The 9,096-nt window shown below is 59.7% G+C and carries 10 protein-coding genes and 1 pseudogene; 5 read left to right on the top strand and 6 right to left on the bottom strand.

The window, feature by feature from the left end:
• The 5 genes and pseudogenes from WB402_RS02770 to cutA form a co-directional block, all read right to left on the bottom strand.
• A pseudogene (locus WB402_RS02770) lies at window positions 1–146 on the bottom strand (acetyl-CoA carboxylase biotin carboxyl carrier protein); the annotation flags it as partial.
• A gap of 11 nt (window positions 147–157) precedes the next feature.
• Window positions 158–598 carry a type II 3-dehydroquinate dehydratase gene (gene aroQ, locus WB402_RS02765; RefSeq protein ID WP_424205390.1) on the bottom strand — a complete coding sequence of 147 codons (441 nt, stop codon included), beginning with the start codon at window positions 596–598 and terminating at the stop codon, window positions 158–160.
• Window positions 599–835: 237 nt separating this feature from the next.
• Window positions 836–1,381: a TlpA family protein disulfide reductase gene (locus WB402_RS02760; protein ID WP_424205388.1), complete on the bottom strand. Its 546-nt coding sequence runs from the start codon at window positions 1,379–1,381 to the stop codon at window positions 836–838.
• 23 nt (window positions 1,382–1,404) lie between these two features.
• Window positions 1,405–3,714, bottom strand: coding sequence for a protein-disulfide reductase DsbD (gene dsbD / locus WB402_RS02755; protein ID WP_424205387.1), 2,310 nt, complete (start codon window positions 3,712–3,714; stop codon window positions 1,405–1,407).
• On the bottom strand, window positions 3,711–4,037 hold the full coding sequence (cutA, locus tag WB402_RS02750) for a divalent-cation tolerance protein CutA (RefSeq protein WP_424205386.1): 327 nt from the start codon (window positions 4,035–4,037) through the stop codon (window positions 3,711–3,713). The genes dsbD and cutA overlap by 4 nt, the downstream gene beginning before the upstream one ends.
• Before the next feature lie 147 nt (window positions 4,038–4,184).
• Between cutA and WB402_RS02745 the strand changes: the two genes are divergently transcribed.
• The 5 genes from WB402_RS02745 (at window position 4,185) to WB402_RS02725 (ending at window position 8,590) form a co-directional block, all read left to right on the top strand.
• Window positions 4,185–4,613 carry an FxsA family protein gene (locus WB402_RS02745; protein WP_424205385.1) on the top strand — a complete coding sequence of 143 codons (429 nt, stop codon included), beginning with the start codon at window positions 4,185–4,187 and terminating at the stop codon, window positions 4,611–4,613.
• Window positions 4,614–4,799: 186 nt separating this feature from the next.
• Window positions 4,800–5,090 (top strand): co-chaperone GroES, encoded by a 291-nt coding sequence (gene groES, locus WB402_RS02740; RefSeq protein WP_424205391.1) that lies wholly within the window; start codon window positions 4,800–4,802, stop codon window positions 5,088–5,090.
• A gap of 32 nt (window positions 5,091–5,122) precedes the next feature.
• Window positions 5,123–6,778, top strand: coding sequence for a chaperonin GroEL (gene groL, locus WB402_RS02735; protein WP_424205384.1), 1,656 nt, complete (start codon window positions 5,123–5,125; stop codon window positions 6,776–6,778).
• 200 nt (window positions 6,779–6,978) lie between these two features.
• Window positions 6,979–7,674: a DUF4412 domain-containing protein gene (locus WB402_RS02730; protein WP_424205383.1), complete on the top strand. Its 696-nt coding sequence runs from the start codon at window positions 6,979–6,981 to the stop codon at window positions 7,672–7,674.
• Window positions 7,675–7,687: 13 nt separating this feature from the next.
• Window positions 7,688–8,590, top strand: a complete 903-nt coding sequence (locus tag WB402_RS02725; RefSeq protein ID WP_424205382.1) for a hypothetical protein — start codon at window positions 7,688–7,690, stop codon at window positions 8,588–8,590.
• Window positions 8,591–8,693: 103 nt separating this feature from the next.
• Here the strand turns inward: WB402_RS02725 and WB402_RS02720 are convergent.
• Window positions 8,694–9,096, bottom strand: a 403-nt coding sequence (locus WB402_RS02720) for an O-methyltransferase (RefSeq protein ID WP_424205381.1), incomplete at its 5' end; no start/stop codon positions are given.

Below are 9,096 nucleotides of genomic sequence, written 5' to 3'. Positions count from 1 at the left end.
GGCGCCGGCGCCATGTGCACGACCTGCGTGCCGCCGGAAGTCCCGCGGCTGATGCGGATGGCTTCCTCGCCCTCGCGGATCTCGATCTCGGAGAGACTCGATTCCTCCAGCATTTCGATCAGTTTTTTGACCTTGCGTATGTCCATGATGGCTTGCCCTATTTTTTCAATCGTTCAATGGCGGCTGTGAGCGCCAGTTCATAACCCTGCGCGCCCAGTCCGCTGATCACGCCGGCGGCGAGATCAGAGAAATAAGAGTGCTTCCGGAATGACTCGCGTGCATGCACGTTGGAAAGATGCACCTCGATAAACGGGATATGTGCCGCGGCCAGGGCGTCGCGAAGCGACACGCTGGTGTGGGTGAAGGCCGCCGGGTTCAGCAGGACAAACGCTACCCCGTCTTTCATCGCCTGTTGCACCCGCCCGACCAGCTCGTGCTCGGCGTTGCTCTGGAAGAAACTGACGCGGTGTCCGGCGGCCTCAGCCTGCTTGGCAAGGCGCTGATTGATGGTCTCAAGCGTGGTCGAGCCGTAGTGCTCCGGCTCTCTTGCGCCGAGCAGATTCAAGTTGGGGCCGTTCAGTACCAGGATTTCAGCCATGAGATGCTTTGGTTCGGCAGGTAAACCGATGGCCGAGGCAGGTTAGGAAAATGCAAGCTATTTGCGCGATCTTTCCTGATTTACGCATACATTTGTCGCTATCTTCTCCAGACGTATTATTGTGCATCTCAGATGGCAGTTTGTCCAGCGAATCCATTGTGCTGGCAAAATTGGCGGAGATTACCGATATATAGTGAAGATATCGACAGAATCTGCGTGAAAACGGCGGAGATGGGTTTATTGGCGAGTTAACAGAGGATCAATCAGGCTTTCAATATCGGTTTGATTGAACTCACCGAGTTTGCGAGCTGCAATCGAGCCGCTGCGGTCGATGATCACGGTAAAGGGCAGGGAGCCCATGCGGTTGCCGTACTGGGTCATCAGCGGCATGGCATCATTCTCGCCAATCAGGATCGGATAATTGATGCGCACGGACTGGCGGTAAACCATCACGGCGGTCAGGGTATCGATAGCAACCCCGATGACCTGCAGGTCGTTCGCCGGATGTTTTTTCTGCAGGGAGATAAACAGCGGGATCTCCTCGCGACACGGCGGGCACCAAGTGGCCCAGAAGTTCAGCACGATCACCTTGCCGCGCCATTCGTTCAACGCGTGTTTTTTTCCATCCAGATCGGGCAGGGTGAAATCGATCATGGTACCGCCGCCGTAGGTCGGGGTGGTTACTTTCTCCGCGGGGCGCAATGACTGTGCCGCCCAGTAGCCGCCCGCGAGCGCCAGCACGGCGACGACGAACAGCAGCAGGTTTTTCAGGGTGGCGGACATGTGTAGGCCGAACCGTGGAAGCTTCAGGTGTTGCCGAGCAGGGTCAGCATTTCCTCGACATTGTGAAATCCGTATGTCGGCGCTTCACTGCGCTGTTCACCCCGGTTGTTAAGCAGGACGACGGCCGGTGGGCCGTAGACCTTGAAGCGTTTTTTCATCGCCTCGACCTCGGCGGCACCGGAGTTGGTGACATCCGGCTGCAGCCGCACGAAGTGCTCCAGTTCCGCGCGAACGCGGGTATCGGCAAAGGTGCTCTTTTCCATGCGCAGGCAATCCGTGCACCACGTGGCATAGTAATCCACGATCACCGGCTTGCCCGCGGCCTTGGCGGATGCGAGGCGGTCTTCCAGGTCGCGCAGGGTATAGATGCGTTCGAACGGATGTTCCGCCGCGGCGGGTGCGGCAGCGCCGCCGGCGCCACCCGCGATCATGCTGATGCTGGAGGATGTCAGTGGCAGCGGTCGCAGAATATCGCGGTTGCCGGCGAATCCGCCGAGCAGGGCGAGCCCGCCCCAGATGAGCAAAACGGTGCCAATCCCTTTCCACAAATAGCTCCAGCCGCCCGCGCTTTCCGGCAGGCTTTGGGTGGCGCCGAGGTAGACGGCGGAGACGATGAGCAGCGCCGCCCACAGGAACAGCACCGGCACCTGCGGCAGGTATCCAAGCAGGTAAATCGCGACGGCGATCAGCAGGGCGCCGAACAGATGCTTCACGCTGTCCATCCATTTGCCGACCTTGGGCAGCAGGAAACCGGCGCCGATGCCGAGCGCGATCAGGATTGCTCCCTGACCGTGTGCCAGCGCGAACATGAGTGCGCCGCCGAGCACCGGGTCCTTGGCAGCGATGGCCGCGCCGAGCACCGAGACCAGCACCGGCGACACGCAGGCACCGATGATGAGCGCCGAGATCAGGCCAAGTATAAACGCCCCGATCAGCTCGCCGCCGAGCCATTGTTTGACTTGATGATGCATGCGGGTGGAGTGATGGTGCAGCAGCGACTGGATCGAGGATGGCACCTGCAATTGATAGAAGCCGAACATCGAGAGCGCGAGCAGCACCAGGAGCGCGGCGAAGGTTCCGATGGCCCAAGTGGTCTGGAAATAGGCCTGCAGCTGTTCCCCGGTGGCGCCGGCGATGGCGCCGGCGACGGTGTAGGTGAACGAGGTGCCGAGCACGTAGCTGTACGAGAGTAGTCCGCCGCGCAGCTTGGTGATGTGCGTGCCTTCCGTGCCCACGATGACGCCCGACAAGATCGGCACCATGGGGAGCACGCAAGGTGTAAAGCTAAGCAACAATCCCGCGCCGAAGGCGGCGAGCATGGCGACCATCAGTTTGCCGGTGTCGCGTGTCGGTGGGACCACGGGCGACGCCGCGGCGGCTTCCGGTCCGGCCGCCACGCTCAATGCGCCGGCGCGGAATTGCACGCCGAATTTTTTTGTCACCGGCGGGTAGCAGATGATCACCCCTTTTTCCGAGCAGCCCTGATACGTGACATGCAGCGACATGTCGCGATCCGGTGCGGCGCCGCCCGCGATCGGGAGTGCTACCTCGAAACCGGTTTCATAAATTTCGGTCTTGCCAATGAACTCATCGGTTTTGATTTTGCCTGCTGGCAGCTCGACACTGCCAAGGCGCACGTCCGCGGGCAGCGCACTGCCATCGGCCGCGGTCAGTTCGAACTTCATCTTGTCACGGTAGAGATAACAGCAGTCGGCGATGTCGATACTTGCGAGCAGCGCCTCGTTGCCGCGCGCCGTGATATTCATCCTGAAGGCTGTTTCCGGATCCACCGGCTCCGCCGCGCCGCTCCCTAACGTCGTCGACTGGGTGAGGTCTTTCAGTGACCGGACTTCGCCGACCGGTGTTGCCGCCACCGCGGCGACCGGCGCGCGCGATGCTTTTACCGGCGGCAGTTTGAAGTCGACTTCCTTCACGATGGGTGGGTAGCAGACGCCCACGGGCTCGTTGCAACCTTGTGCCGTGATGCGCAGCCGCAGGCTTGGCGCGGACCCCTGACGTTCGATCGGCAAGCGAACCTTCACTGATTTGGTGTAGGTTTCCACCGTCCCGAACAGCGGGTCCTGCTTTTTCTTGCCGTGCGGGAATACCGGATCCTTGAGTGTCCCGCCCTCGATTGCCTCGAATTCGAACTTGTCCCGGTACAGGTAATAGTCGGGAGCGATCTTCCAGCGCGTCTCGAGCGTGGTGCCGTTGACCGTGCGCGTGGATAGCTGGAAGGCCTGATCCGCTTCCAGCAGGTCCTCATTGGATTGTTCCGCGCGCGCCGGTGACAGCAGCAGGAGCAGCAAGACAGTGAAATATCGGGTCATCATGTTTTATCCGGGTCGCGAATCCAGGCGAGGTAGTTGGGGTTGCCGTCGGCAACAGGGACCGCGATCACTTCGGGAAGTTCATAGGGATGCAGTTCGAGGATCCGTTTCTGGATAGTGCGGTAAGCGTGTGCCATGGACTTGATCACAAGTAATTGCTCGGCGGCAGACTCCACCTTGCCTTTCCACAGATAGATGGATTTGGCGATGGGCAGGACGTTGACGCAGGCGGCCAGCCGCTCGCTGACGAGCGCGTGCGCGATGCGTTCCGCCGCCGCGGCATCGTGGCAGGTCGTGAGAACCAGCTGGTACTGGTGAGATTCCATTCGTTTTTAGTGTCCCGATCCCGTCCGGTGACGGCGCCGGAGCGGTATTTATTCATTGTAGCGAAACTGACGCCGCCACGTCCCGGATGCGACGCAACGGCTGAGCCGTTATGCTGCGGGTTTAAGGTGGCATAGGGCCCTGTCTTCATGTTCATGATTCTGTTGCTGCTGGTGCCGGTGGCCGAGATCGCGGTCTTCGTCCAGGTCGGGTCCCGCATCGGGGCCGGCATGACAGTCTTGCTGGTGGTGGTCAGCGCGGTGGTCGGTGTCTGGTTGGTCCGCCGTCAGGGCCTGGCCACCGCCACGCGCGTCCAGGCCATGGTGGCGCGGGGTGAATCGCCTGCACTCGGGATGCTGGAGGGGTTGGCCTTGCTGGTCGCCGGCGTGCTGCTGGTCATCCCCGGGTTTTTAACCGACATTGCCGCTTTTACACTGCTGATTCCACCCCTGCGCCGGGGAATCATCCGGCTGTACCTGCGCCATATGCACCTGGAAAGCGGTGTCACGCACCACCCACCGGGGACGGACAAGCCCGGTCGTACCCCCCTGGAAGGCAAATCCCGACGGGTTGACTGAATACGCGAGTACCGGGGTTGACAAGATTCAGCAGCCGTTTATCATTAGCACTCGCTTGGTAAGAGTGCTAACAGCACTCTTACCCCCGATTTTCAACACTTTACCCAAGAGTCAGTCACACAGGATAAAGAATCAATCAAGGAGCACAGCATGAGTGTACAACCCCAGCCCAAAGGAGAACCATCCGTGAAAATCCGTCCGCTTCACGACCGCGTGATCGTGCGCCGCCTGGAAGAAGAGCGTAAGTCACCCGGAGGCATCGTCATTCCCGATACCGCCAAGGAAAAACCGATCCAGGGCGAAATCGTCGCCGTGGGTCACGGCAAGATCCTCGAAGACGGCAAGCTCCGTCCGCTCGACGTCAAGGTCGGCGACAAGATCCTCTTCGGCAAGTACTCCGGAACCGAGGTCAAAGTCGGCAATGAAGAGCTGCTCGTGATGCGCGAAGAAGACATCATGGGCGTAGTCGAGAAGTAACCAACCGAACGAATTCAGAGAGGAAATTATTTATGGCAGCGAAAGACGTTATATTCGGCGATCCCGCCCGCACGCGCATGCTGCGCGGCGTCAATATCCTGGCCGACGCGGTGAAAATCACGCTCGGTCCCAAAGGCCGCAACGTAGTGCTGGAGAAATCCTTCGGCGCCCCGACGGTCACCAAGGACGGCGTCAGCGTCGCCAAGGAAATCGAACTGAAGGACAAGTACGAGAACATGGGCGCGCAGATGGTGAAAGAGGTCGCTTCCAAGACCTCCGACGTCGCCGGCGACGGCACTACCACCGCCACCGTGCTGGCCCAGGCCATGCTGCGCGAGGGACTGAAGTCCGTCGCCGCCGGCATGAACCCGATGGACCTCAAGCGCGGCATCGACAAAGCCGTCACCGCGGCGGTCGAGGCGCTGAAGAAGATTTCCAAGCCCTGTTCCGACGCCAAGGAGATCGCCCAGGTGGGCACCATCTCCGCCAACGCCGACGAATCCATCGGCAAGATCATCGCCGATGCCATGAACAAGGTCGGTAAGGAAGGCGTGATCACGGTTGAGGAAGGCTCGGGCCTCGAGAACCAGCTGGATACCGTGGAAGGCATGCAGTTTGACCGCGGCTATCTCTCGCCCTACTTCATCAACAAGCAGGACACGATGAGCGTGGAACTCGAGAATCCGCTGATCCTGATCTACGAGAAAAAGATCTCCAACATTCGCGAGATGTTGCCGATCCTCGAAGGCGTGGCCAAGCAAGGCCGGCCGCTGCTGATCGTCTCCGAAGACGTTGAGGGTGAGGCACTGGCAACCCTGGTGGTCAACAACATCCGCGGCATCCTCAAGGTCTGTGCCGTGAAGGCGCCGGGCTTCGGCGACCGCCGCAAGGCGATGCTGCAGGATGTCGCCATCCTGACGGCGGGCACGGTGATCTCCGATGAACTCGGCATGAGCCTCGAGAAGGCCGATGCCAGCATGCTCGGCTCCGCCAAGCGTGTTACGGTGGACAAGGAAAACACCACCATTATCGATGGCGCCGGCAAGAAGCAGGACATCGAAGGGCGCATCAAGCAGATCAAGGCCCAGATCGAGGAAGCCAGCAGCGACTACGACAAGGAAAAGTTGCAGGAGCGCATGGCCAAGCTCGCCGGCGGTGTTGCCGTGATCAAGGTCGGGGCCGCGACCGAGATGGAAATGAAAGAGAAGAAGGCGCGCGTGGAAGACGCGCTGCACGCCACCCGCGCGGCCGTGGAAGAAGGCATCGTCCCGGGCGGTGGTGTGGCGCTAGTGCGCGCCGTCAGCGCGATCAAGGGTCTCAAGGGCGACAACCACGACCAGGACGTTGGCATCCAGATCGCGGTGCGCGCCATGCAGGAACCGTTGCGCCAGATCGTGGAGAACGGCGGTATCGAGGGGTCGGTGGTGTACCACAAGGTCGCCGAGAGCAAGGACGTTAACTACGGCTACAACGCCGCGACCGATGAGTACGGCGACATGCTGAAGATGGGCATCCTCGATCCGACCAAGGTGACGCGCACCGCGTTGCAGAACGCGGCTTCCGTCGCCGCGCTCATGATTACGACCGAAGCCATGGTCGCCGAGACGCCGAAGGAAGAATCTCATGGCGGCGGTGGCGGTATGGGTGGTATGGGCGGAATGGGTGGTATGGGCGGAATGGATATGTAAGTCTGTCCAATCCTGAGATGTAAATCGAAAGGCTCCGGAAACGGGGCCTTTCTTTTTTTGGCATCGCGAACCGGTAACGGAAGACACGTAATCGCTTGCCGTCCGCCGGTGATTTCATCTACGCTGAGCCAGTTTCGGCAGCGTAAAAAGGTTTTCGAGGGCGTTGACGTTCAACATAAACAAGTCAGGAGATTCTCTCGATGCAAATGAAAACATGGTTGATCGTGGCAAGTTGCCTATTGGCCGCGCCGGCGCTGGCGACGCAGCCCGCCAATGTCGAGTACTCGGCCGATTGGAGCATGGAAACCGCAGATAGTGCTGTTAAGGGCAAGATTTACCAGGCCCCGAACAAGGAGCGGCGGGAGATGAGCGATGGCGGCGAGAAGATCATCATGATCATGCGCCGCGACAAGAAACTGGCCTGGAACCTGATGCCGTCCGAAAGCATGTACATGGAGATGAAACTCAGCGATCCCAAGGTCAGTAAGGACGACGTGTCGAACTACGACGTCGAGCAGACGGTGGTCGGCCCGGAAACGATCAACGGCGTGAAGACCACCAAGAGCAAGATCATCATGAAGGAGAAGAAGCCCAATGGAGCGAAGATGGGCGGGTTCTGGTGGATGACTAAGGAAAACATCATGATGAAACTTGACGTCATCTCGGTGGACAAGGGCAAAAAGGATCGCATGAAAATGGAGCTCGACAATCTCAAGATCGGCAAGCAGGACGCCTCGCTGTTCGAGGTTCCGTCCAGCTACACCAAGATGGACATGGGGGGTATGGGCAAGATGATGATGGGCGGTGGAGACAAGAACAACGAAGACAAGCCTGCGCCCAAGGAAAAATCCAAGGGTGGGTTTGGTTTCAAAGATGCGATTGATCTTCTGAAATAAGGGAATTCCATTCATGAATAAAACGAAATTCATTTTCGTGGTGCTGGCACTCGCCGCCATGAATCCGCCGGTAGTTTTTGCCGACGGTTGCCCGGACAAGGAGATCGCCGCCGAAACGCTGAAGATGAAAAAGGCCGAGGACAGCGAAAAGGCCGGAAAACTGAAGGAGGCGTTCAACACGGCGAGTACCGTCGCGTGGGAATGTCTCGGCAACGAGGCCGGCAAGCGGCGCGAAGCTCTGATCAAGCGGGTGGGCCGCACGCTCGGTGACCAGGAGGAAAAGCAGGGTCGACTCAAGGAGGCCTTTGGCTGGTACCAAGCCTCGGGTCTTGAGGCCGATGCGGATCGCGTAATGCTGAAGCAGGCCAACGCTAAACCGGACGACACCAATGCCGTCGGTGGTGCCATCGACCATTTCAAGCGTCGCAACAATGAGGCACGCGTCAAGGAGCTGCGTGGGCTCGCCTCCCGCAACGTGGACAAGTGGCTCGCCGCCGAGGAGAAGGCGTTCGCGGCCCGCAAGGAGTCGCGCGAGGAACTCGGCAAGGCCAGGGATTGGGTGTATTACGCGGGCACCGGGTCCGCCAAAGTGACCGAGCGCGCCGAGAAGCGCGGCGACACATTGGCCGCCGACAGTGCGCGCCGTTCCATCGAGAACGCCATTGCTTATTATGAGTTCGCCGAGAAACCGCAGAAAGCCAAGGGCGTCCGGGACAAGGCGCGCAAGCTCGGTGACGAGCATGCCAGCAAGGGCGAGAACAAGTTGGCCGTGCAGTTCTATGAACTCGCCGGCGACAGCGCCAAAGCCGAAAGCCTGGCGAAAAAGTCCGAGGCTGAGAGCGAGAAGGCCGAGACGAAACGCCAGGACAAGTTCAAGCAGGACCAGAAATCGCTCGAGAAAGAACTCGGTTTGTGAAGAAAACCGAGTAGCGGCGCACGCAGGTGCCGCATGCGAAGCTGATGCCAAGGCCCCGGAAACGGGGCCTTTCTTTTTGTTGAGTTTGCTTAAACTCTGATAGTCAACGTTTTCTGATCAAACTCACGCCATCTCGCACGGGCAGCATTACACACTCGACGCGCGGATCGCGGCGGATGTGTTTGTTGAAGGCGGCCACGGCGCGGTCGGTTTTATTTTTCGGCGCGAGCACCCGTCCTGACCACAGCACGTTGTCGGCGACTATCAGCCCGCCGGATCGCAGGCGCGGCAGTACCGTTTCATAGTAGTTCACGTAGTTTTCTTTATCGGCATCGAGAAAAACGAAATCGAAGCTCGTCGAGGCCGGCAGTCCCGCGATGGTCTCGAGCGCGGGACCGAGGTGCAGTTTGATCTTGTGCCCGTGAGCACTGCGATCGAAGACCGACTGGGCGATCTCGGCATGCTCCGGCTTGATCTCGCAGGTGGTGAGTCTGCCATTCCTGGGT

Source organism: Sulfuricaulis sp., from assembly GCF_049587675.1.
In the GTDB taxonomy this organism is placed as follows: Bacteria; Pseudomonadota; Gammaproteobacteria; order Acidiferrobacterales; family Sulfurifustaceae; genus Sulfuricaulis.
The sequence above is the reverse complement of the archived record's forward strand: the minus strand, read 5'-3'. Positions and strand labels throughout refer to the sequence as shown.

What these genes read in the sequence shown, in the direction of transcription:
- aroQ (WP_424205390.1), bottom strand. Translation starts at nt 598, where the DNA reads ATGGCTGAAATCCTGGTACTGAACGGCCCCAACTTGAATCTGCTCGGC.
- WB402_RS02760 (WP_424205388.1), bottom strand. Translation starts at nt 1,381, where the DNA reads ATGTCCGCCACCCTGAAAAACCTGCTGCTGTTCGTCGTCGCCGTGCTG.
- dsbD (WP_424205387.1), bottom strand. Translation starts at nt 3,714, where the DNA reads ATGATGACCCGATATTTCACTGTCTTGCTGCTCCTGCTGCTGTCACCG.
- cutA (WP_424205386.1), bottom strand. Translation starts at nt 4,037, where the DNA reads ATGGAATCTCACCAGTACCAGCTGGTTCTCACGACCTGCCACGATGCC.
- WB402_RS02745 (WP_424205385.1), top strand. Translation starts at nt 4,185, where the DNA reads ATGTTCATGATTCTGTTGCTGCTGGTGCCGGTGGCCGAGATCGCGGTC.
- groL (WP_424205384.1), top strand. Translation starts at nt 5,123, where the DNA reads ATGGCAGCGAAAGACGTTATATTCGGCGATCCCGCCCGCACGCGCATG.
- WB402_RS02730 (WP_424205383.1), top strand. Translation starts at nt 6,979, where the DNA reads ATGCAAATGAAAACATGGTTGATCGTGGCAAGTTGCCTATTGGCCGCG.
- WB402_RS02725 (WP_424205382.1), top strand. Translation starts at nt 7,688, where the DNA reads ATGAATAAAACGAAATTCATTTTCGTGGTGCTGGCACTCGCCGCCATG.